This window comes from Microbacterium terrisoli, assembly GCF_030866805.1.
Lineage (GTDB): Bacteria > Actinomycetota > Actinomycetes > Actinomycetales > Microbacteriaceae > Microbacterium > Microbacterium terrisoli.
In genome coordinates, this window is the sequence record NZ_CP133019.1 from 3,454,056 (window position 1) to 3,478,080 (window position 24,025).

Annotated in this window: 24 protein-coding genes; 16 read left to right on the forward strand and 8 right to left on the reverse strand. The window is 68.2% G+C overall.

The window, feature by feature from the left end; translation table 11 throughout:
• The first annotated feature begins 191 nt into the window (after positions 1 to 191).
• The 3 genes from QU603_RS15610 (at position 192) to QU603_RS15620 (ending at position 3,815) form a co-directional block, all read left to right on the forward strand.
• A complete protein-coding gene (locus QU603_RS15610; protein WP_308494046.1) occupies positions 192 to 2,159 on the forward strand; it encodes a flavin-containing monooxygenase in 1,968 nt (655 codons plus the stop codon).
• Between the two features lie 55 nt (positions 2,160 to 2,214).
• Positions 2,215 to 3,015: an IclR family transcriptional regulator gene (locus tag QU603_RS15615; protein WP_308492302.1), complete on the forward strand. Its 801-nt coding sequence runs from the start codon at positions 2,215 to 2,217 to the stop codon at positions 3,013 to 3,015.
• Between the two features lie 209 nt (positions 3,016 to 3,224).
• Positions 3,225 to 3,815 carry a hypothetical protein gene (locus QU603_RS15620; RefSeq protein ID WP_308492303.1) on the forward strand — a complete coding sequence of 197 codons (591 nt, stop codon included), beginning with the start codon at positions 3,225 to 3,227 and terminating at the stop codon, positions 3,813 to 3,815.
• Positions 3,816 to 3,847: 32 nt separating this feature from the next.
• On the opposite strand, the gene QU603_RS15625 is transcribed toward QU603_RS15620, so the two are convergent.
• The gene (locus QU603_RS15625) at positions 3,848 to 5,197 is read right to left on the reverse strand and encodes an MFS transporter (RefSeq protein WP_308492304.1); all 1,350 of its coding nucleotides are present in this window, start codon (positions 5,195 to 5,197) and stop codon (positions 3,848 to 3,850) included.
• Positions 5,198 to 5,341: 144 nt separating this feature from the next.
• Complete coding sequence (locus QU603_RS15630) at positions 5,342 to 6,649, reverse strand: RsbRD N-terminal domain-containing protein (protein ID WP_308492305.1); 1,308 nt, start codon at positions 6,647 to 6,649, stop codon at positions 5,342 to 5,344.
• Between QU603_RS15630 and QU603_RS15635 the strand changes: the two genes are divergently transcribed.
• The gene (locus tag QU603_RS15635; protein ID WP_308492306.1) at positions 6,623 to 8,278 is read left to right on the forward strand and encodes an amidohydrolase; all 1,656 of its coding nucleotides are present in this window, start codon (positions 6,623 to 6,625) and stop codon (positions 8,276 to 8,278) included. The genes QU603_RS15630 and QU603_RS15635 overlap by 27 nt on opposite strands.
• Before the next feature lie 40 nt (positions 8,279 to 8,318).
• Complete coding sequence (locus QU603_RS15640; RefSeq protein WP_308492307.1) at positions 8,319 to 9,626, forward strand: M20 family metallo-hydrolase; 1,308 nt, start codon at positions 8,319 to 8,321, stop codon at positions 9,624 to 9,626.
• Positions 9,627 to 9,670: 44 nt separating this feature from the next.
• On the opposite strand, the gene QU603_RS15645 is transcribed toward QU603_RS15640, so the two are convergent.
• Positions 9,671 to 10,081 carry a VOC family protein gene (locus QU603_RS15645; RefSeq protein WP_308492308.1) on the reverse strand — a complete coding sequence of 137 codons (411 nt, stop codon included), beginning with the start codon at positions 10,079 to 10,081 and terminating at the stop codon, positions 9,671 to 9,673.
• Positions 10,082 to 10,168: 87 nt separating this feature from the next.
• On the opposite strand from QU603_RS15645, the gene QU603_RS15650 reads away from it, so the two are divergent.
• The 11 genes from QU603_RS15650 (at position 10,169) to QU603_RS15700 (ending at position 20,386) form a co-directional block, all read left to right on the forward strand.
• A complete protein-coding gene (locus QU603_RS15650; protein ID WP_308492309.1) occupies positions 10,169 to 10,408 on the forward strand; it encodes a hypothetical protein in 240 nt (79 codons plus the stop codon).
• Positions 10,401 to 10,745 (forward strand): type II toxin-antitoxin system PemK/MazF family toxin, encoded by a 345-nt coding sequence (locus tag QU603_RS15655; protein ID WP_308492310.1) that lies wholly within the window; start codon positions 10,401 to 10,403, stop codon positions 10,743 to 10,745. The genes QU603_RS15650 and QU603_RS15655 overlap by 8 nt, the downstream gene beginning before the upstream one ends.
• Before the next feature lie 124 nt (positions 10,746 to 10,869).
• Positions 10,870 to 11,358, forward strand: coding sequence for a hypothetical protein (locus tag QU603_RS15660; protein ID WP_308492311.1), 489 nt, complete (start codon positions 10,870 to 10,872; stop codon positions 11,356 to 11,358).
• Positions 11,359 to 11,568: 210 nt separating this feature from the next.
• A complete protein-coding gene (locus QU603_RS15665) occupies positions 11,569 to 13,212 on the forward strand; it encodes an ABC transporter substrate-binding protein (protein ID WP_308492312.1) in 1,644 nt (547 codons plus the stop codon).
• Positions 13,209 to 14,180, forward strand: coding sequence for an ABC transporter permease (locus QU603_RS15670; RefSeq protein WP_308492313.1), 972 nt, complete (start codon positions 13,209 to 13,211; stop codon positions 14,178 to 14,180). Before QU603_RS15665 ends, QU603_RS15670 begins: the two co-directional genes overlap by 4 nt.
• Positions 14,177 to 15,085, forward strand: a complete 909-nt coding sequence (locus QU603_RS15675; protein ID WP_308492314.1) for an ABC transporter permease — start codon at positions 14,177 to 14,179, stop codon at positions 15,083 to 15,085. Before QU603_RS15670 ends, QU603_RS15675 begins: the two co-directional genes overlap by 4 nt.
• The gene (locus QU603_RS15680; protein ID WP_308492315.1) at positions 15,082 to 16,761 is read left to right on the forward strand and encodes an ABC transporter ATP-binding protein; all 1,680 of its coding nucleotides are present in this window, start codon (positions 15,082 to 15,084) and stop codon (positions 16,759 to 16,761) included. The genes QU603_RS15675 and QU603_RS15680 overlap by 4 nt, the downstream gene beginning before the upstream one ends.
• On the forward strand, positions 16,758 to 17,891 hold the full coding sequence (locus QU603_RS15685) for a peptidase C39 family protein (protein WP_308492316.1): 1,134 nt from the start codon (positions 16,758 to 16,760) through the stop codon (positions 17,889 to 17,891). The genes QU603_RS15680 and QU603_RS15685 overlap by 4 nt, the downstream gene beginning before the upstream one ends.
• A gap of 37 nt (positions 17,892 to 17,928) precedes the next feature.
• Positions 17,929 to 18,543, forward strand: coding sequence for a TetR/AcrR family transcriptional regulator (locus tag QU603_RS15690; RefSeq protein WP_308492317.1), 615 nt, complete (start codon positions 17,929 to 17,931; stop codon positions 18,541 to 18,543).
• 31 nt (positions 18,544 to 18,574) lie between these two features.
• Positions 18,575 to 19,945 (forward strand): aspartate aminotransferase family protein, encoded by a 1,371-nt coding sequence (locus QU603_RS15695; protein WP_308492318.1) that lies wholly within the window; start codon positions 18,575 to 18,577, stop codon positions 19,943 to 19,945.
• Positions 19,946 to 20,026: 81 nt separating this feature from the next.
• A complete protein-coding gene (locus QU603_RS15700; protein ID WP_308492319.1) occupies positions 20,027 to 20,386 on the forward strand; it encodes a YybH family protein in 360 nt (119 codons plus the stop codon).
• A gap of 76 nt (positions 20,387 to 20,462) precedes the next feature.
• Here QU603_RS15700 and QU603_RS15705 read toward each other — a convergent pair whose 3' ends face one another.
• The 5 genes from QU603_RS15705 to QU603_RS15725 form a co-directional block, all read right to left on the reverse strand.
• A complete protein-coding gene (locus tag QU603_RS15705; protein ID WP_308492320.1) occupies positions 20,463 to 21,401 on the reverse strand; it encodes an NADP-dependent oxidoreductase in 939 nt (312 codons plus the stop codon).
• A 107-nt stretch (positions 21,402 to 21,508) separates the two neighbouring features.
• Complete coding sequence (locus QU603_RS15710) at positions 21,509 to 22,144, reverse strand: TetR/AcrR family transcriptional regulator (RefSeq protein WP_308492321.1); 636 nt, start codon at positions 22,142 to 22,144, stop codon at positions 21,509 to 21,511.
• Between the two features lie 23 nt (positions 22,145 to 22,167).
• The gene (locus tag QU603_RS15715; protein ID WP_308492322.1) at positions 22,168 to 22,449 is read right to left on the reverse strand and encodes a DUF6510 family protein; all 282 of its coding nucleotides are present in this window, start codon (positions 22,447 to 22,449) and stop codon (positions 22,168 to 22,170) included.
• On the reverse strand, positions 22,446 to 23,171 hold the full coding sequence (locus QU603_RS15720; protein ID WP_308492323.1) for an FAD-binding oxidoreductase: 726 nt from the start codon (positions 23,169 to 23,171) through the stop codon (positions 22,446 to 22,448). Before QU603_RS15720 ends, QU603_RS15715 begins: the two co-directional genes overlap by 4 nt.
• Positions 23,168 to 23,749, reverse strand: coding sequence for a sulfite oxidase-like oxidoreductase (locus tag QU603_RS15725; RefSeq protein WP_308492324.1), 582 nt, complete (start codon positions 23,747 to 23,749; stop codon positions 23,168 to 23,170). The genes QU603_RS15720 and QU603_RS15725 overlap by 4 nt, the downstream gene beginning before the upstream one ends.
• Between the last annotated feature and the right edge of the window lie 276 nt (positions 23,750 to 24,025).

Consider the following 24,025-nt stretch of genomic DNA (forward strand, 5'->3'; position numbering starts at 1 on the left):
TGACGGGTGGATCAATGTTCTGTCCTGCAGATCATTACCTGATGAACGGAACATCAGACGTCACTCTACGCAGAAATGCGATGCGCGCGCAAGAGGATTTGTGTTACTGTCCAGAACGTAATCTGCTGTGCAGAACATTGGGGTTCCGCACAGGATCTCGAACGGAGGCAAAGGTGTCAGACGTGACGACGATGTCGATAGACGCCAAGACGTGCATCGACGACCTGTTCTGGGGAGTGCCGACCGAGGCGATCACGGAGACAGACGCCGAACTCGAGCAGATCGTCGACGGCGCAGAACTGCCGGTGCTGCTGACCGCCATCGCCGCCGCGACCGGCGACCTCGCGTGGCTCGGCGCCGGCCTCGAACCTCCGCTCCCGCCGGCCGATCTCACCCCGCACCCGCACGGCGGCATGACCGACGACCAGCAGCGGCGCGCCCGTGTGCTCGCGCTCAAGGGCCTCGCAGCGTTGCGCGACGAGCGCATCACGACGGTCGACATCCTCCCCCGTGAACAGGTGGACGCCTTGCTGGGCTACTTGACCGGCGGGCGCGAGCAGTGGCATCCGCATCTGACCCACGAACTGATCCTCGCCCCCGACAAGGGGGGTGCGCCCGACTGGCGATTCGAGGATCTCGCTGACGGGCGCGACTACGAGGTGCTCATCGTGGGCGCGGGTGTCGGCGGCATCGCCGCAGCGCACCGCTTCACTCAAGCCGGTGTGCCGATCACCGTCGTGGAAAGCTCGGCGCAGCTCGGCGGCACCTGGTCGAAGAACCACTACCCGGGCGTGCGCCTGGACACCCCGACGTTCGGTTACTCGTACTCCTTCGCACAGCGCGGCGACTGGCCGCACCAGTTCGCGCAGGGCCACGAGATCCTCGAGTACCTCACAGAGGTCGCCGAGCGCGCGGGAGTCGTCGAGCGGATCGAGTTCTCCACCACGCTGGTGAGCGCCCATTGGGATGAGGCCGAGGGGTTCTGGCGCGCGGTGACGCGCGGTGCGGACGGCCACACCCAGGAGCGGTACTTCTCTGCGATCGTCAGCGCCGTCGGGCAGCTCGACCGTCCGCACATCCCCGAGTTCGACGGGCTCGATCAGTACCGCGGCATCGCGATGCACACCCAGGAGTGGCGGGATGACGTCGACTGGCGCGGTGCGAGGGTCGCGGTCATCGGCACCGGCGCGAGCGCCTACCAGATCGTGCCGGCGGCGATGACCGACGGCGTCGGTGAGCTGGTGCTCTTTCAGCGCAGCGCGCCGTGGATGCTGCCCGCCCCGAACTACCACGAGGGTGTCAGCGAGACGTTCGCATGGCTGCAGCGGAAGGTGCCGCACTATGCGCAGTGGTATCGGCTCTGGGTCATCCTGCTCGGCATCGACGGCCGTACGCACACGGTGACCGCGGAGGATGACTGGGACGGCGCGCCGCTCAGCGTCTCAGCGCGGAATCAGGCGGTGCGCGACGTGCTCATCGGTCGCCTCGCGGCGCAGCTCGACGGACGACCCGACCTGCTCGCCCACGCGATCCCGAACTACCCTCCGGGGGCCAAGCGCATGCTGCGCGACAACGGCGTCTGGGCCGAAGCCCTGCGCTCGGATCGCACCACGCTGGTCACGAGCGGGATCGAACGCTTCACACCGAATGGCATCGTGGATGGCGAGGGCATCGAACACGACGTCGACATCGTCGTCTTCGCGACGGGTTTCACACCGTCCGACTATCTTGACGGCATCGAGGTCGTGGGGCGCAACGGCGTCGAACTCCACGACTTCTGGGGCGGCGATGCCCGCGCTCACGCCTGCGTGACCGTGCCCGGCTTTCCGAGCCTGTTCCTGGTCTACGGGCCCAATATCGGCGGGGTGGCCGCCGGCAGCCTGCACTTCATGCTCGAGCGCGCTGCGGAGTATGCCGTGAAGTCCGTGCGTCGCGTGCTCGAGGAGGGTGCTGCGGCGATCGATGTGCGCCCCGACGCACTGGACCGATTCGCTGCCTGGGTCGATGCGGGCAACGAGCGGATGGCGTGGGGGCAGCCATACGTGCGCAGCTGGTATAAGAACAGCCACGGCCGTGTCTCCCAGATCTGGCCGTACACGAACGCGGACTACTGGGATGTGACCCAGACCGTGCGCGATGAGGACCACGTCTTCCTCTGAACCACGCGCAGAGGCGGATACGGTGGGTTGGTCGGGATGGAAGGAGGGATGCGGGATGAGCACTGTCGAAGCGCCCGCGCCTGCGGCGGAATACGGCTACGCGATCGAATCGGTCGAGAACGCCGCGAAGACGCTGCTGATGCTGCGCGACCATGCCACGATCCGAGCGATCGATGTGGCCACGCAGCTCGGCGTCGCTCGGTCGACAGCGCACCGCATGGTGTCCACGCTCGCCATCGCGGGCCTGCTCCAACGAGGTCCCAACGGCAAGTCGTACATCGCCGGCCCAGCGCTGATCGAACTCGGGCTCGCAGTCACGGACGCGGCGACCGGTGTGCGTCCGTTGATCCAGCCGATCTTGACGCAACTCGCCTTGGAGACCGGCGAGACGGCACACTTCCTGGTGCGGGAAGCAGATCAGGTGCTCTTCGAAGCGGTGGCGGAGGGCACCTATATCGTCCGCTCCGCCTCGCGCGTGGGGTCTCGCCTTCCTGCACACACGACCTCGGCGGGCAAGTGCCTTCTGGCATCGTTGCCGCCCGACGAACTCCGCGCTCTCTACCCGGAGGATCTGCCGCTCACAGGCGGCACCGATGACGCCATCCATGCGCGCGCTGTACTGCTGGACGAACTCGCCGCCGTCGCCCAACGCGGATGGGCCACGAACGCGGGCGAAAGCGAGCCGAGCCTGTATGCGGTGAGCGTTCCCGTGCCGGGGCGCAATGGCACGCTGATCGGTGCGATCACGATCTCGGGGCCGGCCGATCGGCTGCAACCCCGCACCGAGGAGACGGTCGCGCAGCTGCAGGCGGCGGTCGCCCGCTTGCAGGTGCAGCTCGCCGGCGCCCGCGGCTGACGCGCACCGACCTCACATCACTCGGCGGCCGCTCACCAACGCACCTCGCCGTCTCAGAGGTCACGCAGCGCGACCTCGAGACCGAGCGCCTGGAGCAGGTCGAAGAGCCTGGCTGCTTCTGTCGTAGACGATGGATGCCGCCTCCTGCCCACACGAGGATCAGCGCAAGTTGTCCACTGATCGCGCAGCGGACCGCGCGTGACCTGCGCATGGTGCGCACCTTGCAGGGGAACCTCGTCACGATGAAGGGCGCGCAATCGTTGGCCGATGATCCGATCGCGCTGTGGGATCGATTGGCCGCGAAGTTGTCGGATGCCGCGGGCCACCATGGCGAGGTCGTCGGCGCACTGTTCCTCATGGGCGTCGCCGACGGCTCGCTGGCCGAAGACGGCGAAGACGGCGGCCTTTGCCGCATCGCCCGCGTGCACGACGCACTCGATGCGACCGACCGGGCAGTCTCACGACTGCGAGATCGGTGGCGGCAGCGCGACTGGAACGAAGATGGGATGCCGACACCGCTCGATGAACCCCCTCTTCCTGTGTCTGCGGACAGCATCCGGGCGCAGGTGGAGAAGCTAGTCGAGGGACTTGAGACACTGGGACTGAGGTCGCTCGCGCCCGACACCTGGCTGCTCACACCGATGGTGCGCGCGTTTGCGAAGGCGGCACTCCACTCGCAGATGACGGCCAACCTGTCCACCTCTCACCGGTCGTGGGGTGCTACGGCGGGCTGTACTGAGGCGCATTGGCGAGGTCGGCTGCCGATCTCGGTCGATCATCGCTCTGTGCCGGCCGGCTGACGATGTCAGTCGGCCGGCACAGAGCGCCGCTGTCAGTCCTCGTAGACGATGGCCTGGTCCTTCACCCGCAGGCGCTCGCCCACGATCCCGCCAACCGCGGTGATCAGCGAAATGACGACCAGGATCACGACGGCGGGCCACGATGCGGTGGTGCCACTGGCGTTGATCAACCAGGTGGCGAGGAAGGGCAGGAATCCGGAGAGCGCCCCCGCGATGTTGTAGCCGAGCGAGACGCCGGAGTAGCGCTGCTCGGCCGGGAAGAGCTCAGTCAGCAACGCGCCGGTTACTGCGTAGGTAATGGTCAAGAGCCCGATACCCACCGTGACGGCGAGCGTGATCGCCACCGGTGAGTTCGTGTCGATCAGTGCGAACAGCGGCCAGGCGGCCACGGCCGTGGCAATTCCGCCCCAGAAGGTGACGCGCCCGGGGCCGATCTTCTCGGCAACTCGGCCGAACACCAGGATCACGGCGATCTGCACCACGGCCGCGATCAGTGTCGCATTGACGACGATCTGCCTGTCGCCACCGAGGGTGTTGGTCACATAGCTGACCACGAACGTGTTCATCACGTAGAAGCCGCCGACACCGAGGAACGCCGCCGCGACCGCAACGATCAGCCGACGCCACGACTTCGTGAACACATCCAGCGCAGGAACCTTCGCGCGCTTGTCCAGCCGCACAAGTTCCTTGAACACCGGCGACTCCTCGACCTTGAGCCGAATCCAGAGCGCTACCAGCAGCATCGGGAACGCGGCGAGGAACGCCAGCCGCCATCCCCACGCGTCGAAGACCTCCGGCGGGAGCAGCAGCACCAGCGCGAACACACCCGATGACAGGAGCGTTCCTGCGGGCGAACCGACCTGGACGAGCGCGGCATAACGAGCCCGCCGCTTCGCCGGCGCGTGCTCGATCGCGATCGTGGTCGCGCCGCCCCACTCACCGCCGACCGCGAGGCCTTGGAAGAGTCGCAACAGCACCAGCAGCGTGGGCGCGAGGATGCCGACATCCACATAAGTGGGCAGAACACCAATCAGACCGGTCGCAGTGCCGATGAAGATGATCGTCATGATGAGCGTCGGCCGGCGTCCGACCCGGTCGCCGATGATTCCGAACAGGAATGCCCCGATGGGCCGTGCGGCGAAACCGACGCCGAACGTCGCCAACGCGGCCAGCACCGCAGCCGTCGGATTCAGCGCCGAGAAGAACAGCCTGTTGAAGACGATCGCCGCTGCCGTCCCGAACAGGAAGTAGTCGTACCACTCAAGAGCGGTCCCCACGAATGCCGCGGCGGCAATGTGCCGCAATTCCTTGGGTGTGATGTGGACGACCGTGCCGGTCTCGGTCGTCACCTCGCCGATCGCGCCGTCGCGTTCACCGGGCATGGGGGGCTCCTTCGTCCGAATACTGCGCAACGAGGCTGTCGCGCCGGATCAATCGTCACGCAACATTCGCCCACTCTCAATGGCGATTAAACGCGCCATTCGACATCCAGAATCGACAATTGCACAACTCGCACGACAGCGACGTCAGTCGGGGATCGTCTGCAGTGCCACCAGCGCCAGCGCCGCTTGCTCCGGCACAGTGACATCGAGTCCCGTGAGCCGTGTGAACGTGCTCAGCCGGTTCACCACGGTGTTCCGATGGCAGAACACCGCTTCTGCAGTCTCTTTGATCGACCCGGTCTGCATATACGAACGCACTGTTGTCACCAGCCGTTCCCGTTCATACGCTCCGGTGCCGTCGAGACCCGCGAGGGCGGAGGGGATGAACGACGGCAAGACCGTCATGATGTGGTCCGCGACGACGGCGGGCCACGCCGATGCGAACGGGGTGAGCACCTCGAGTGGGCCGAGAGCGTGCAAGGCGTCACGCAGCGTCCGCGCAACAAGAGGTACCTGCGCGAGTCCGTCCAGCTCCTTCACGAGCAGACCGCCGACAGGTTGGATCGACGCGACGTCGAACGGTGGTGCATCGTGACGCCAGAAGACGCATAGCGCCCCGTCATATGTGTATGTGCATGCTGCACCTGAGGCGATGGCACGTTCGATTCGCTCGAGCGCGCCTCCCGACTTCTGCTCATCGAATACGGCCAGGTCGAGTCGTTGCGCTGCGTCGATCCCCGTCGCCGATGCCGCACGCTCCACAACGGATGCGGTCGGAGGGATGCTGCTGAACAACCGTGACAGATCACGCTCCGTCGCACGGCGGGAATCACGCTCCAACGCCGCCTGCTCGCGCAGGAACGAGGTCTGCACCTCGAGCACATACCGGTCGAGCACTTCGAAGATGACCTCGAATCGGTCCGCGACCAGCACCGTGTACTTGTCGCCGGCGAACTCCCGCAGCCATCGCCAGATCACCAGAAGGTCCAGTCGCACGGCCTCGGTCAGCGTGTCGAGCGGGACGCCCTGACGCGCGCGGCGCTCGCCCAGTGAATGTACGAGATCCGTCGCTGTCTGGCCCGAACCCCGGTCGTCGAGCCGGTGCACGAGCATTCGCAGTGTCTGCTCCGCGGTGGCACGCAGATCCTCATCCGAGACGGCGCCCACAGGGTAGAGGCCGCGTGCAGCGAACTCCGTGAGGTAGTCCTCGGCCACCCGAGGAATCGCCTCGTCGAGCCGGTCGATCAGGCGGGTCCAGTCGGCGGCATCCGTGCCCATGGCAACATCCTCTTCGACCCTCAGATTGGATAATTTCACAATCACGCCGCCCCATCGTGCGGCGAAAGTCCATTGTACGTGTGAACCAGCACAGATGTAATGAATGTGTGGTGCTGACGAGGGCGCCACAAGAAGCCGGGCGGTTCCATGCACATCGATCTGATCATCTCCCACGCTCGCATCCGTACCGGGTGGTCGCAGCGGCCGACCGCGAGCGCCGTCGGTGTGTGGCAGGGGCTGATCGTGGGCTTCGACGAACAGCTCCATGGGATGACCGCCGAGATCGAGGTGGATGCGCGTGGCGCCTTCATGATGGCCGGCTTCAACGACGCCCATGCGCACAGCGTCTGGTACGGGCAGACTCTGTCTGAAACAGACCTGACGGGTGCAGCTGACCGATCGCAGGTGTACGAGAAGATCGCGCAGGAATCCGGGGATGACTCCGATGATTCGGATGGCTCCGCCTGGCTCATCGCGGCCGGCTTCGACCCTCTGGCCCTCGAGGCCCCGCTCGAGTTGGACGCTCTCGACCGTGCGGCGCGCGGCCGGCCGCTGCTGATCAAGCACGCCTCCGGCCACGCCTACACCGTGAACGGCGTCGCATTGGAGGCTGTCGGCATCGGGCGCTACCCGCACGCACGCGTCGACGGCGGTGTCATCGCCACCGACGAGGAGGGGCGCGCGACCGGGCTGCTCGAAGAGAACGCGATGCGGCCCGTGCAAGACGTACTGCAGCCAGACCCCCTGCTCGAGATATCGCGGGCGCTCGACCGCGCGACCACCGCGTATGCGCGTCAGGGTCTGACGTCGGTGACGGATGCCGGGGTCGGCGGGGGCTGGATCGGCCACAGCCCTCGTGAGTTCGCCGCCTATCAGGACGCTCGGGAACGCAGGACACTCTCCACACGAACCCAGGCGATGATCGCCTCGGACGTGTTCCACCCGATCCGCGGGCACCGCACCGAGGAAGCGTTCGCTGGACTCGATGCCGGCATTCGCTGCGGCCTCGGCGATGACCGACTGCAGATCGGACCCATGAAACTGTTCGTCGACGGATCGCTGCTCGGCGGCACGGCGGCCGTGACTGAGCCGTATTGCGGGCACGACTCGGGCCACGGCTACCTTCAGGGCGACCCCGATGCCATGGCCGCGACAATCACCGGGGCGGTGCACGCCGGCTGGGCGATCGCCACGCACGCGATCGGCGACCGCGGCCTCGATCTCGCGCTCGACATGCTGGAGCGCGCCACGGCGGAATCACATCGCACACCACCGATGCCGCACCGAATCGAGCACGGGGGCGTCGTTCGGCCCGACCAGCTGCCTCGCATCAAGAGTCTCGGGGCGGCGCTGGTCCCACAGCCGATGTTCATCGCGGCGTACGGCGACGGCATGGCCGAGAAGCTCGGAGACAGACGCACTCTCTTGTCCTACCCCGCGGCGTCCGTCCTGCGCGCCGGAATCACCCTCCCCGGCAGCAGCGACCGCCCGGTCGCCGAGGGTGCGCCGCTTCGCGTCATCCAGTCGTTCGTCGAACGCACGACGCAGACCGGTCGGGATTACGGACCCGACGAACGCATCACAGTCGATCAGGCGCTCTCCGCGTACACGACCGGTTCGGCGCGCGCGACCGGGTGGGCTGCGTGCAAGGGCCACCTTGCCCCTGGGATGCTCGCGGACTTCGTCGTGCTCTCCGCCGACCCACGTCACGTGCCGACCGACGCCATCGGCCGGATCGGCGTGCTGAGCACCTGGGTCGGCGGCGAATGCACGTTCACGGCCGAGCAGCCGATGACCGGATGAGGCCGGCCGCATGCCCGTGCGCAACTACGAGAGGACGACCATGAACATTGACGCTCATTCCGCAGGATCAGAGCTGACGGCCGATGAGGCCGGGGCGAGATTCCTCCGGGACTTCGCCGCGCTGTCGATGATCGGCAGGAGCGCGGGCGGCGGGGTGGACCGCGAGGCCGGGACCATCGCTGACCACGAGTCCCGCGCCTGGTGGGCGGGATGGCTCGAAGCCAACGGGTTCGACGTACGCATGGATCGGATCGGGAATGTCTTCGGTCTGCGCACTTTCGTGCCCGGCGCACCCTATGTGCTGCTCGGCTCGCACCTCGACTCGCAGCCGCTCGCGGGGCGATTCGACGGCGCATACGGTGTGCTGGCGGCAGGGCATGCGGCCCGCACTGTGGCCGGTCGGGTTGCGATGGGTGACATCACCCCGGCCGTGAACGTCGCGGTCGTGGACTGGTTCAACGAGGAAGGCAGCCGGTTCTCGCCGAGCATGATGGGCAGCTCGGTTGCGACCGGAAAACTAGCACTCGAGGAGGCGCTCGCCATCACCGACGCCACAGGCACCACGGTCGCCGACGCACTGAAGCCGGACGCCACGTTCGAGACCCCGCTCGAGGTTGCGAACTACGCGGAGATCCACATCGAGCAGGGGCGCATCCTCGAAGACTCCGGCAAGACGATCGGGCTCGTCGACGGCACCTGGGCAGCCAGCAAATACCTCGTGCGCGTGCACGGCGACCAGGCGCACACCGGCGCGACCATCATGGCCGACCGGCACGACGCCCTCTACGGCGCGGCACTGACGGTCGTCGCCGCTCGCGAATTGACCGACCGGGTCACCGCCGGAAAGCTGCATACCGCGGTATCGACGATGCAGGTGCTCCCCAACTCACCGGTCACGATCGCCCGGTTTGCGGAGTTCAACCTCGACCTGCGATCTGACGACGAGGACGTGCTGGAAGAGGCTAACCGTCTCCTGCAAGAGGAGTTCGCACGAATCGAGAAGACGGCGCGGGTGACGATCGAGCGGACCCTCACCCACGAGTGGGGCCTGCGCTCGTACACGCCCGCGGGCGTGGCGCTGGCCACCACCGCCGCCGACGCGGCCGGGCTGCCGGCATCCCGCATCCTTACGGTCGCAGGCCATGACTCAACGAACATGAAGGATGTCGTCCCCACCATCATGCTGTTCATCCCCAGCATCGAGGGCATCTCGCATAACGAGAAGGAAGACAGCACCGACGCTGACGCAATGGCCGGCGTGACGATGCTCGCCGAGGTCGCGAGGCGACTCGTGCAGGGCGAGCTCTGGAACGGTGAACGCTACGTCCTGCCGACGACTGAGGGGTGAGCAAGAGCCCTCGGCCGTGGCCGAGCTCAGGTGTGATCCGCCACTCAGCCGTCGTTCTGCTGCAGGCGCGCCTCGGCGATGGTCGGCTCGAACAGCTCGACCGGGTTGCCCGAGGGGTCTTCGGCCAGGATCTGCCGCCCACCCACCCCGGTGACGATGTCATTGCGAAAGTGCACTCCAGCCGCCTGCAGTTCGTGCACGAGCGCGTCGAGGTCGTCGACCTCGAGCGCGAACCGATTCCAGCCGCCGGGCTGCGGCACCGTGCCGTCGGGCATCGCCTGCCCGCCGCCGCCCTGCGCGCTCGGCGCACTCAGGGTCAGACGCAGGTCACCGCGGGTGAGCATCGCGAACGACGGGGCCGGATGCATCACCTCGGTGAACCCGAGCCGACCCACATAGAACGCGATGGCCGCACTGACGTCATCAACGATGTACCGCACACTCACTGTCGCCATGAGCAACCTCCTCCGCGCTCGCGCGGGTGCCGTTCTCGCTCAGAGTACGCCGGACTGATACCAGGTCTTCGTCGGTATACTCAAAGTATGACCACGACGATCAAGGTCAGCGATGAACTCCGTGACCGGCTGAAGGCACAGGCATCCCGTGCCGGACTCACGCTCGGCGCCCACTTGGCGGTCCTGGCCGATCTTGCGGACCGGGCAGATCGGCTCGCAGCAGCCAAGCGAGCGATGGCTGCCGCTCCCGCAGACACCGTCGACGACTACCGTGCAGAGACCCGCCAATGGGAGTCAGCAGAGCTGACCGACGCCACACATGCCTGACCTCCGACTGGCGCCCGGGACGGTCGCGTGGGCGAGCCTGGATCCGATCCGCGGACGCGAGCAAGGCGGTCATCGTCCAGTGCTCGTGATCTCATCTGCCGGTCACCTCGACGCAGCGACGACACTCGCCATCGTGCTCCCGATCACCACGGTCGACCGCGGCTGGCCCAACCACGTCGCAGTGACGGGGCCGTCCGGCCTCGACCGCGCATCGTGGATCATGACGGAGCAACCGCGAACCCTCAGCCGCGATCGCCTCACGGGCACGGCGGGGCACATCGACGCCGGATGTCTCAGCCTGGTGCGCACCTGGCTCGGTGATTTCCTCGACCTGTGACCGACGCGCGGGCGACCGGGCGGCTCGTGGCCCCGGTATCACCGGGGCCGCGGCATCCTCTTCTCTGTATCCGGTGCGATGGCACCCGACGGGTGCCGGGACCCGGAGACGTGAAGGGCGCATCATGGCTCTCAACAAGTACCTCATCGCAATCCTGGCGCGGCTCAACCCGCAGATCTGGGAGATCGTCGACGGCGGACCGGGTGGCTACCTGCACGGGGCAGGCAGCCACCGTGGCGGCCTGGTGTCACTGAACCCGCAGCCGCTGCCGCCGGTCGACGGCATCTCGCTCGGCCTGCGATACGGGGCGGGCGTCGGCGTCGAACTCGTGCGCACCGCGAGCACAGCGCACGTGCTGAACGTGGCGTTCGAGCCCGGCGACGACATCTGCCCGCCGCCGCGCAAGCACCCGCCGATTCCATGGCCGTTTCCGCCCGAGCCGTATCCGTGGCGCGAGGCCGACTTCGAGCAGAACTACGCCGCCGGGCTCGCGTTCGCCCTCGAGGCCACCGCCGAGGCGTGGGCCTCGCTCAAGGGCGCTTCGGTGCTCGAGCGCGTGCACGACGTGGCGCTGAAGACCGCGATGGCAGGCGAGGAGCGCACCGGGGCGTGATCAGGCAGTCGGGGGATGCCGGCGGTTTGGCGGCATCCCCCGTCAGCGTGTTCAACACCAGGAGCGGCGCCGTGGATCACGGTTTCGTCACCGGGGAGAATTATTGAATGACAATTCAACGGCCGTGAGGTAGCGTTCGATCCATCAGTTCTCGAAGCGAACGATCGCCTGGCTCCCGCCCGCGTCAGGCTGATGCGAAGGAGCACCCGCATGAGCACGCCCACACGCGTGAAGCACCTCACCAAACGCGCTCTGATCGCGCTGACGATCGGCGTGACGGCATCGATGGCCCTCGCGGCCTGCACGCCGGCGCCGACCGCGACGCAGGCCACGATCGACTCCTCGAACGTGGCGCTCGAGAACACCGGCGCTGAAGTCGACCAGGTCACCGTGGCATTACCCGGCTCGCTGTCGAACCTCTACCCCGGCATCGAAGACGGCATCCTGAACTACAACGTCATCGCGTCGGTGCAAGAGGGCCTGGTCGGCCGTGACGCGTCGGGCAAGATGGTCGGGGCTCTCGCCACCAGCTGGACGACGCCGGATGCCACGACCTACGTGTTCGAGCTGCGCAAAGACGCGAAGTTCCAGAACGGCGACCCGGTCACGGCTGACGACGTCGCGTTCAGCATCAAAGAAGCGGCCGACGCCAAGGCATCCCCCGGCACGTATTACTACCTGCAGAACATGGCCTCCGTCGCGGTGACCGGCCCCGAAGAGGTGACGGTAAAGACCAAGCACGCCGATGCCGGGTTCCTCGTGAACATGTCGATCGCCGGAGCCATCGCCGTCACGCAGAAGAAGTTCTGGCAGGCACACAACGGCAAGATCGGCACGAGCCAGTCACTGATCATGGGCACCGGCCCCTACAAGGTGACCGAGTTCGTGCCCGACTCGCACGTCACGCTCGAACGCGTCGACACGTGGTGGGGCGGTGTGCCGAAGGTCAAGAAGATCGTGTTCCAGTTCATCCCCGACCAGAACACCCGGCTCGCCGCAGCGCAGAAGGGCGACGTCGACATCGCGCTGAACGTGCCGATCCCCCAGCTCAAGCAGTGGCAGGGCATCTCGAACTCCCGCATCGAGGCGGTCAACGACCTCTCGTACGTGGGCATGATCTTCGATCAGAAGGTCAAGCCGTTCGACGACATCAACGTGCGCAAGGCGATCTCGTACAGCATCGACCGCAACGCGATCGTGAAGAACCTGCTGCGCGGGCTCGGACAGCCCGCGTCGGCGATCATGACGCCCGAGTCGCTCGAGCCGGCCTACAGCGCCGACGCGGCCAAGAAGCTGCTGGGCACGCTTCCGCAGTATGACTTCGACATGGCCAAGGCCAAGGCCGCCCTGGCGGCGTCGTCGGTGCCGAACGGCTTCACCACCGAGCTGACCTATCCGAACACGGGCCCGCAGATCGGGCTTGCCGCCCAGGCCATCGCCGAGAGCCTGAAGACGATCGGCGTCACCGTCAAGGTGAGCGAGGTGCCCATCGAGCAGTGGCTGGCCACGATCGGCGACGGCAAGCACGGTCTGGGGTTCATGTGGTATTTCTCCACGACCGGTGACCCGTCCGAGATCAACAGCTACCTCGTCGGGCCTGACAACCCGAACAACTTCACCGACCCGACCGCCGCCGACATCATCACGAAGTCCTCGGCGCAGACAGACCCGAAGACGCGCATCGACGACCTGATGCAGCTTGAGAAGCTCAGCGCCGACAACGCCGTGAACGCGCCGATCTGGTGGGGCAAGTCGGTGACGTACTTCAGCAACAAGATCGGGATCGACGCGTACAGCCCGTACACATTCGTGACCATGTGGGGATCGCAGCTGTTCGCGGCCAAGGTGAAATGACCGGCCGGCAGTCGCTTCGGCTCGCGCAGACGATCGCTCTGCGCCTGCTCGGGGTTGCCGTCATCCTCGCGATCATCTCGTTCCTGACGTTCGCGCTGATGTACCTGGCCCCGGGCGACCTGGTGAAGAACCTGTTGGGCAACCGGCCCAGCACGCCCGAGGCGATCGCGGCGATCCGCGCGCAGTACCACCTCGACGACCCGTTCATGGTTCAGTACTGGGACTGGCTCAGAGGCGTGCTGCACGGCGACCTGGGCGAGTCCATCAGGATGCAGCAGCCCGTCTCGCAGGTGCTGGCCGACCGCAGCAGCGTCACGATCATCCTCATCGTGCTGTCGTTCGTGATCGCCGTGGTCACCTCGATCCCGCTCGGCATCCTCAGCGCGACCCGGCGCGGCAGCGCTCTGGACCGCTTCGCAAGCGCCGTCACCCTCACCGGCCTGTCGGCGCCGAGCTTCGCGCTGGCGATCGTCGGCATCTACCTGTTCGCGATGCTGCTGCCGATCTTTCCCGCCTACGGCGCCGGCAGCGGGTTCGGCGACCAGCTCTACCATCTGCTGCTGCCGTCGATCGTGCTGGCCGCCGGCATCGGGGCGATCCTCATGAGGATGACGCGGGCCGCCGTCATCCGCGAACTCGACGGTGACGCGATCACCTTCGCGCGTGCCCGCGGCCTGCCGCAGAGCCTCGTGCAGCAGATTGCCCTGCGCGGGGCGCTGATCCCGATCGTGACCAGTGCCGGTCTGATCCTCACGTTCATCATCGGCGGGACGATCATCGTCGAGACGGTCTTCGCCCTGCCCGGCATCGGCCAGCTGCTCGAGGAGTCAGTGCTGTTCAAAGACCTGCCGACCGTGCAGGCGCTCACCCTGCTGGTCGCTGCGGCGATCGGCATCGTCACAGTGATCGTCGATCTCAGCTATCTGCTGTTCGATCCGCGGGTGCGGGCAAGGGAGCTGAGCCGGTGACCCTCGAGAACGGCGCGCCCCCGCTGGAGGCCGATCCGCCCGCCACTCCCACCGAACGCATCGCGTCGGTGGGGCGGGCGCGCGTCCGCGCGCTCAAGCACCGCAGCTGGACGGTGGTCGTCTCGGCGGTGTTCCTCGTGCTGGTGGCCGCAACGGCGATCGCCTCGCCGTTCCTGCAGACGGCGGCCACCGCCCAGCACATCATGGACGCGATGCTGCCGCCGGGAACGATCGGGCACCCGCTGGGCACCGACGCACTGGGTCGCGACGTGCTGCTGTTCACACTGGCAGGCACGGGATCTGCGACCGTCGGCCCCGTCATCATTGCTGCGGGCTCGATGGCGCTCGCCATCATCTTCGGCACCATCGCCGGCTATCTGCGCGGCACCGCCGACTGGATGATCGGCCGCATCGTCGACATTCTGCTGGCGCTGCCGGTCATGCTCGTCGCGCTCGTGGTGGCCGGTGTGTTCGGCGCCGGGTACTGGGTCACCGTCGCGATGCTGATCTTCTTGTTCTGCCCGTCCGACATCCGCATCGTGCGCGCCGGCGTGACCGAGCAGGCCCCTCGGCCCTACGTCGAAGCGGCGCAGATGCTCTCGCTGCCGCGCGCCACGATCATGTACCGGCACATCGTGCCGAACGTCTGGCCGCTGATCGTGACGAACTTCCTGCTCAACGTCGCGATCGCCCTGGTCACACTGTCGTCGCTGTCGTTCCTGGGCATCGGCGTCGCGCCGGGCACGCCCGACTGGGGGCGTCAGATCTCGGACGGCCAGAACATCATGAGCGAGAACCCGGCGATGCTGGTCGTGCCGGCCCTGCTGATCGTGCTGGTCGCGATGGCCGTCAACGTGATGGGCGACTGGCTCGATGACCGGCTGCGTGAGCGGGGGATGCAGTGACCCAGACCGACGTGACGGCCCCCGGCTTCACCGTGTCGGGTCTGTCGGTGCACGGCCCCGACGGGGTCATCGTCGAGCCCCTCGACCTGACCGTGCCCCCCGGTCGCATGCTGGCGATCATCGGCGAATCCGGGTCGGGCAAGTCGATGACCGCTCGTGCGATCACCGGCCTGCTGCCGCGCGGAGTGACCGCCGAGGGACAGGCTGTCGTCGGCGACTTCTCGTACTCTCTCGCCCAGCGCAGCGAGAGCGCCTGGTCGCGGGTGCGCGGCAGGCGTGCCGCCCTGCTGCTGCAAGACCCGTTCACGAGCCTGAGCCCTCTGTACCGGTGCGGCGACCAGATCCGCTGGACGATCCAGGCGCAGGCCCAGGCAGCCGGCAGCGCGCGACCGAACGGCCGCGCCCTGCGCGACGAGGTCGCACGGCGCCTGGACGAAGTGCATCTGCTCGCGCGGGTCGCGGCGCAATATCCGTTCGAGCTGTCGGGCGGCATGCGGCAGCGGGTCGCGATCGCCGCGGCCCTTGCCGCCTCACCCGAGCTGCTGATCGCCGACGAGCCCACGACCGCCCTGGATGCCAGCACCCAGGGCGAGGTGCTCGACCTGCTGCGCGAACTGCAGCTCGCACACAAGATGAGCCTCATCCTGATCAGCCACGATCTGGGAGTGGTCGGCGGCCGGGCCGACGACGTGCTCGTGATGCGCCGCGGCGAGATCGTCGAGCGCGGGTCGGCCGAGCAGGTGCTGAACCACCCCGCCCACGAGTACACGCGCGCACTGATCGACGCGAACCCCGCCCTGGCGGACCCGATCCCCCCGCTCGCGACGCCCGACGCGGTGCTGCTGGCGGCCGCGGGGATCTCCAAGAGCTTCGGCTCGACCGCGGCCGTGGTCGACGCCAGCGTTGACGTCGCACCCGGCGAAGTGGTCGCGATCGTGGGCGAGTCCGGCTCGGGCAAGTCGACGCTGGCCCGCTGCATCGCGGGACTTGAAACGCCCGATCACGGCAGCGTCGAACTCGCCGGGCAGACGCTGTCGGCGTCGCGCCGGGGCCGATCGCCGGGGCAGATCCAGATCGTCTTCCAAGACCCGTACTCGACGCTGAACCCCGCCTTCACCGTGGATGCATCGCTCACCGAGGCGGTGCGGGCCGGCGGCACGAGCCAGGGCAAGGATGTCGCGGCCCGCGTGGGCGAGCTGCTGAGTCTGGTGGGGCTCGACCCGGGGCTGCGCACCCGCCGCCCGGCGCAGCTGTCGGGCGGGCAGCGCCAACGGGTGGCGATCGCCCGCGCCCTGGCCCCGAACCCGCAGGTGCTCATCTGCGACGAGAGCGTGTCGGCGCTGGATGTCTCGGTGCAGGCGCAGATCCTCGCACTGCTCGATCACCTGCGCGACACCCTGAACCTCGCGATGCTGTTCATCACGCACGATCTCGGCGTCGTGGCACGCATCGCCAACCGCGTCGTGGTGCTGCGCGACGGGCGCATCGTCGAACGCGGCACCACCGAGCACGTGCTGACCGCGCCCGATCACCCGTACACGCAGATGCTGCTGGCCGCCGCGCAGCGCGACAGCATGAGTCGGCCCGATGCCGACGGCAGCGGCGACACTGAGCGTGGCGGCGACGGTGAGCGCGGCGGCGACGGCCACCGCACCAAGACAGGAGAACCGGCATGACCATCGAGCACACTCCCGGCGCCCGGCTGCCCGAGGGGCTGTCGGCGTCTGCGGCCGGCGCCGCGCGCTGGGCCTCGGTGCGCGAGTTCTGGATGCCGGTGACCACCGTGGTCCGCGATGATGACGGCGTCGTCATCGGCGCGGCGCTGACGATGGCCCGCCCGGGCACCGCGTACCGCAAGATCGTCGACGTCGTCGCCGAGACCGCCGATGCTTTCGCCGAGGTCGTGCGCGCCGTGGTCTCGCTGGCCGCCGGCGACACCCGGCCGGAGGGAATCGACATCCACCCCGCCGTCGTCGTGCACGTCGAAGAGCACGAGAGCTTGGATGACGCGCGCACGCACGCTCTGCACGACCTGGGGTTCGAACGCCAGGCCGGCCCTGTGCCCTCGGTGCCCAGCACCCTGATCGACACGCCGGCTGGGGTGCGGGTCTGGTCGCGGTGGGCGACGAGGGCGCCGGGCCGCGTCATCCCGTATTACGGCCAGACCACCGAAGTGACGTGCGGCGCGGTCACAGCCCTGGGCGCGATGCACGCGAGCGGGCACGGCGCGTTCGCTGCCGACCGTGACGACAATCATTCGATCGAGCTGGCGTTCTGGCGCCAGGCGACGAACCTGCCCGCGTGCGAGCCGGTGGGGCTGGCCGTGGCGACCCGCGAAGCGCTGCGGGATGCCGCGACCTCGCCACGGGTCGTCATCAGCACCGACCAGCCCGTGCTGCTGGAGGAGTACCGCGACCGGCCCGGCGAGCGCGCCCTGCGCGAAGATCTGCAGGCCGAGGGCCGTCGGCGCGCGCAGCTGCTCGGCGTGCCGGTCGAGCACCGGTGGGCAACGGTGGACGAGATCGCCGAACGGGTCGCCGCCGGCACGCCTGTCGGCATCCTGATCGATCTGACCGCGCTGATCGACGACCCATCGCCGCACTGGATCTTGGCGTACGACGTGATCGACGGCAACATCATCGTCTCGGACCCCTGGGTCGACGCGGAGAACGCCGAGACCTGGGCTGACACTTTCGCGCTGCCGCTGCCGCCGGCGACCCTGGATCTGGTCGCCCGCTGGGGCGAGCCGGCCTACCGCGGGGTCGTCGTGTTCGCGCCGCGGGAGGCCGGTGCGGCCCAGGCATGACGACCAGACTCCCCCACCTCGCACCGGAAGGAGCCCCATGGGCGACGACGCCGTGACGCGTGCACGACGATTGCAGCTGCTCGACGCCGGCGCGCAAGTGATCGCCGAACGCGGCTTCGCGAACACGCGGCTGGCCGATGTGGCCAAGGTGGCAGGGGTGAGCGCTCCCCTGATCGTGCATTACTTCGGCACGCGCGAGCAGCTGCTCAGCGATGCCCTCGAATACACCGAAGACCGGTTCTACGAGGTCGTCACCGAACGGCTGGCGCCGCTGTCGCGCGCGGCCGACCGCCTCACCGAGCTGATCGTCGTCAACTGCTCACCAGAACCCGCGGTGAACCTGCCGCAAGGCTGGGCCCTGTGGTTCGAGATCTGGAACCGCGCGGTGCACGACCCTGCCGCAGCCGCCAAGCGAGCCGCCCTCGATGCGCGGTGGAATGACCTGGTCTCGGGGCTCGTCCGGCAGGGACAGGCCGACGGCGACTTCCGCCCGGACGTCGACCCCGACCGCGCCGCCCGCATGCTCACCGCGCTGATGGACGGGCTGTCCATCTCGCTGCAGCTCGAAGATCCCGCCCTCACCCCCGCCGACGCCCTGAGTCTGGCGACCGAGCTGCGTGATCGACTGCTCGTGGAGAACCTTCGCACTTGACATCCGTTGAATGACGGTTCAATGTGTGGATATGACGTTCACTCCCTCGGTCGCCGCTGACTGGCCCCGCGTGCACACAGACCTTCCCGGCCCGCGCAGCCGCAGCATCCTGGACCGGAAAGACGCCGTGCTGCAGGGGCCCCTGCGCGACGCCGAGAACGTGCCGTTCGTGCTCGGCCGAAAGTACGGGCACCTGCTCGAAGACGTCGACGGCAACGTGTTCGCCGATCACGTGTCGGCGTGGGGCGCCGCCCCCTACGGTGCGCAGCCGCCGCTGGTTCGGGATGCTGTGACCCGCACGTGGGACCGCTACGGCATGGAGATCTCGCAGTATCTCGCCAGCGAACCGGTGGTCGCTCTCGCCGAACGACTCGTCGCTCTCGCCCCCGGCGCCATCACGCGCGCTGCCCCGACCGTCACCGGCACCGAGGCCGTGGAGGGTGCCGTCAAGCTCGCGCGGGAGGCGACCGGGCGGCCGATCATCCTGGGCTTTCTCGGCCAGTACCACGGGGAGTCCACGTACCTGACCGCGTCGGTGTCGACCGACATGCCGGGCAACACGAGCGGCATCGCGCAGTACGTGCCGGGTGTCGTGCTCATTCCGTACCCGCAGTCCTTCCGTGCGCCGTTCCACGAGGGACCCGGCCCGTACGACGACACCCTGTGCCTGGACTACCTGCGCGACTGGGTGCTGCGCTACCAGGTCGAGCCGAGCCAGATCGCCGGCGTGCTGATCGAGCCGGTCGCCGGCGAGGCCGGCATCCTCACCCCGTCGCAGGCGTTCTGGGATCGACTGACCAGCATGTGTCGCCAGTACGGCTGGAAGCTGCTGCTCGACGAGGTGCAGACCGGTCTCGGCCGCTGCGGGACGGTGTTCGCCGCCGAGCGCTGGGGGCTGGAACCCGACCTGCTGCTGGTGGGCAAAGGCGTCACCGGCGGCGGTCAGGCGGTGGCCGGCGTGCTGGGCACCGACGAGATGATGGCCGAGTCGACCACCCACCTGGGCGGGACCTACGCATGGGAGCCGGCGGCCTGCGCCGGAGCCATCGCGGGCCTCGACCTGCTGGCCGACGGCACGGTGCTGGCCAACACGCGCGAGCTCGAGGCCATCGCCCTGGAGCACTTCACGCCCCTGGTCGACGAGATCGACCAGCTCGGCGACGCGCGGGCCATCGGCGCGTGGGCGTGCCTGGAGTTCGTGACCGAGCGTGGCAGCGTCGAACCGGCGCCCGAGTTCCAGCACGCGGTGAACCTCGCCGCGATGAGACGCGGGGTCTTCGCCATCAGCGAGGCGTCCAAGCCGCTGTATCGCCTGCAGCCGGCGCTGACCATGGAGCCCGAGCTGTTCCGCTGGTCGTGCGAACAGATCGCCGCGGCGGTGCGCGAGGTCGCACGAGGCTGACGCGTCGTGCTTCAGCGCGGCGGTCCGTGCGGTGTCGAACGGTGCCAGGCTGGAGGCATCCATCACCTTTCGGAGGCTCCGATGACATCTGACGACGCACGTGAGACGGCGGCGACACCCGCAGACATTCCGCGGCTGTTCGTGCAGTTCGTGCAGGCCGGCGACTACGAGGGACTCGCCTCGCTCTACGAGCCCGACGCCGTGCTCGCGCTGCCGCCGGGCGAGCAGACGCGGGGCAACGCCGCCATCGCCGAGGTGTTCCGCCAGGTGTTCACCGAGCGCACGCCGGGCGGTGAAGGCTCTGCTCTGCAGCCCGTGCTGCTGGCCGACGACCTGGCGGTGACGTCGACGCGCATGGCCGACGGCCGCGTGACCGCCGAGGTCGCACGGCGTCAGCCCGACGGCTCGTGGCGGTGGGTGATCGACAACCCGAGCATGTGATTCGGGATGCCGCGGCCCGCGCGGTGCGCTTCAGGCGCGGCGCGCGTCTGCCGCGCGGCCCGCTTCGGTCGAGCGCTCAGCGCACCTGGACGATGATCTTTCCGCTCGGGCGGTGCGGGGCGTTCAGGGCCGAGGCCGCGTCATCGAGCGTGGTGCGCAGGCCGATGTGCGAGCGCACCCGGCCGTCGCGCAGGCGGGCGGCGATCTCGACCAGCTGCGCCCGGTCGGGCACGACGATGAAGCCGACGGCCCGTCCGCCGGCGGGGCGGCCCTGCGGCATCCCGGCGACCGTCACGAACGTGCCGCCCGGTCGCACCAGGTCCACCGACCGACGCCCGATCTCGCCGCCGAACACGTCGAAGACCAGGTCGACGGGGCCGACGTCGGCGAGGGCGCCGTCGAGGTCGACGAACTCGTTCGCACCGAACGCGAGGGCGGCCTCTCGGTGCGCGGCGCGCCCGGTGCCGATCACATGGGCTCCGGCGTCGCGCGCGAGCTGCACGCCCATGGATCCCACCGCGCCGGCCGCGCCGTGCACGAGCACGCTCTGCCCGGCCTCCAGGTGCCCATGGTCGAAGAGGGCCTGCCAGGCGGTCAGCCCCGACATCACCACGCTCGCCCCGGTGGTGAAGTCGATGTCACCGAGCAGCGGGGCGAGGTTGCGCGCCTCGACGACCGTGTACTCGGCGAGCGTGCCGTCACGGGTCCAGTCGGTCAGGCCGAACACCCGCTGTCCGACCGACAGGCCGGTGGTGCCATAGCTGAGGGCCGTCACGACGCCGGCCACCTCGTGGCCCGGAATCGTCGGCGTGCGATCATGCCCGGCTCGGTCGACCCAGGTCGAGGCCCACTCCAGTTCGTTGCCGGTGAACCCCGATGCGTGCACCTCCACGACCACGTCGCCGAAGTTCCAGCTCTCGTCGGCCGCCAGAGCCGCGGCATCCGGCTGCGCCACCTCGGTCAGTGCCAACCCCGGCAGTCCCGCGGCCGGGTCGGTCGCCACTATCGCCTTCATCGCCTGCTCCTCACGTCGAATCCTGCTCGAGCGCGGCAACGGCTGAGCGCGCCGGAACGAGTACGGGAAGATTCTACTCAGTATTGGACGAGATCGTCCAATACAGTTCAGGGAGTCGTCGAGGCCAGACTGTCGATGTGGGCGAGGGCCATGTCGATCGAGACGCCCATGGGCGTGGCATCCCGCGCCGTCTGCGCAAGCATGTACCCACCCTGCACCGCCCCGAGCAGCCCGGTGGCGAGCTGGTCGATGGGGGCGTCGACCGGCAGCGCGCCGCTGTCTTGGATGCGGCGCAAGGCACCGGCGAGCTGATCGCGCCATTCGGTGAACAGCTGCTCCAGCATTGTGCGGGCCACGTCGTCGTGGTCGGCGACCTCGTTCGACAGCGACCCCAGTGCGCACCCGTACGCACCGTGGCGCAGCGCATTGCTCTGCACTATCGCGTCGCGCCAGCGGCGCAGCCCCGCGATCGTCGACACGCGCCCGAGGGCGTCGCGCTCGCGCCCGATGACGCGCTCGCCCGTCGCCTCGATCACGGCGCGCACGAGCATCTCTTTGCCCGAGAAGTGGTGGTACAGCTGCGATTTGCTCACGCCGCTGGCCGCGACGACCTCGTCGAGGGTCGTGGCCGCCACCCCGCGCACCTGCATGAGCTCGGTGGCGGCGGCGATGATGCGGGCACGGGTCTTCGCGCCGCGCGCGGTGATGCGGCGTGCGGGGGAAGGCTCGAGAGACGTTGCCACGACACCAAGCCTATTCCGCCCTGTTATGGACCGGCTGGTCCATCATCCTGCGTGTCGACGCGCAGCCAGCGCACACCGGGCATGCTCAGCAGGCGGTGACGCGCGCGCTCGACGACGACCAGCAGCACGCTATCGCACAGGCGGCAGCGCACGACGTAGCCCATCGGCTCGCCATAGACCATGGCCTGGGCGATCATCGCGACGTCGCCGCATCCGTCGCACTGTGCGCGTGTTGAGGTCGCATCGAATGCGAACAGCCCGGATACCGGGCCGGCCAGCACGTTTCCATCGAGCGGGCGCATCATGTGCCTCCGAATCGTTCGGTGCGGATCGAGTCCGCCGTCTGTCCGAGATCTATGAGCGTGCGGGCGACGGCTTCGACGAAGCCCGTCGGCCCGCATACGTAGACGAGGGGATGCTGCGACCCGGCGATGACCTCGCGTTCCAGGTCGCGCGGCGACAGCCGCCCGACGGGTCCGGTCCATCCGGGGGGCGCAACACGGGTGTAGTGCCACCTCGTCGGAGCCGTCGCACGCAACTGCTCCAGCTCGTCGCGGTACAGGGCGCTCTCGGGCGTGCGCACCGATGCCAGCAGTCGCATGGGGGCGGTGCTGTCGGCCGCCGCGTGCGCGCGGGCGATGGCGACCAGCGGCACGATGCCCGAGCCGCCGGCGATCAGCTGCACCGGGCGCTGTTCGCCGGGTCGCCAGACGAACCAGCCGCCCAGCGGGCCGCGCAGCTCGACCTCGTCGCCGGGCTCGAGCTCGTCGACGAGAAAGGGCGAGACCTCGCCATCGGGCAGGCGCTCCACGGCAAGCTCGATCTCACGATCGGTTCCGGCGCGGGCGAGCGAGTAGGACCGCACCGCCTGGTAGCCGTCAGGCGCGGTCAGGCGCACGTCCACGTGCTGGCCCGCCGCGGCGCCCGGCCAATCGGGCACGGCGAAGGTGACGCTTCGGGCCGATGCGCTCAGCGCACGGTCGCGCACCAGCGTGCCCCGACGCCATCGGCGGGTGGCCTCGCTCACGCGTAGCGCTCTTCCCGCCAGGGGTCGCCATGGTTGTGGTAGCCGTACTGCTCCCAGAATCCGGGGTTGTCCTCGCTCTGCATGACCAGCCCGCGGATCCACTTCGCGCTCTTCCAGAAATAGAGGTGCGGCACGAGCAGTCGGGCCGGGCCACCGTGCTCGGGCTCGAGGTCGTCGCCGTCGTACTCGTACGCGATCCACGCGCGGCCGTCGAGGATCTCCTCCAGCGGCAGATTCGTCGTGTACCCGCCGTACGAGTGCGCCATGACGAAGTCGAGGTCGGTCTCGACATCGGCGAACAGCGTGTCCAGCGACACACCGCGCCAGGGAGTGTCGAACTTCGACCAGCTCGTGACGCAGTGGATGTCGGGAGTGATGTCTTCGGCGGGCAGCGCACGGAACTGGTCCCAGGTCCAGCGGCGCGACGGACCCGTCTCGGTGTGGATGAAGAACTCCCACTCGGCTGTGTCGATCTCGGGGGTGGGACCCGCTGACAGCACGGGGAACGACTGCGTCTCGTACTGTCCTGGGGGAAGGCTGGGGTTGCTCTCGCGGTGACGCCCGCCGAAAACGGCCATGACTTTTCTCCTGCCGATCGAATGGATTCTGTGCGCGGCGGTGTGCTGCGGCATCCCTTTCCTACCCCATAACGGACTATGGCGTCCATAGTACGTCTCGCATGATCATTGGTGATCTCTGCGGTCATGGCCAGTCAGATAGCGACTAAGTGGACGAAGCCGTCCACTCAATGTCACAGTGAACACCCAGCTGAGCGGGACCGAAATCGACCCTTGCCGCGTTGTATCCGGTGATGCCGCGAGCCTGCGGCGTCAGAAAAGGAGACGACATCGTGA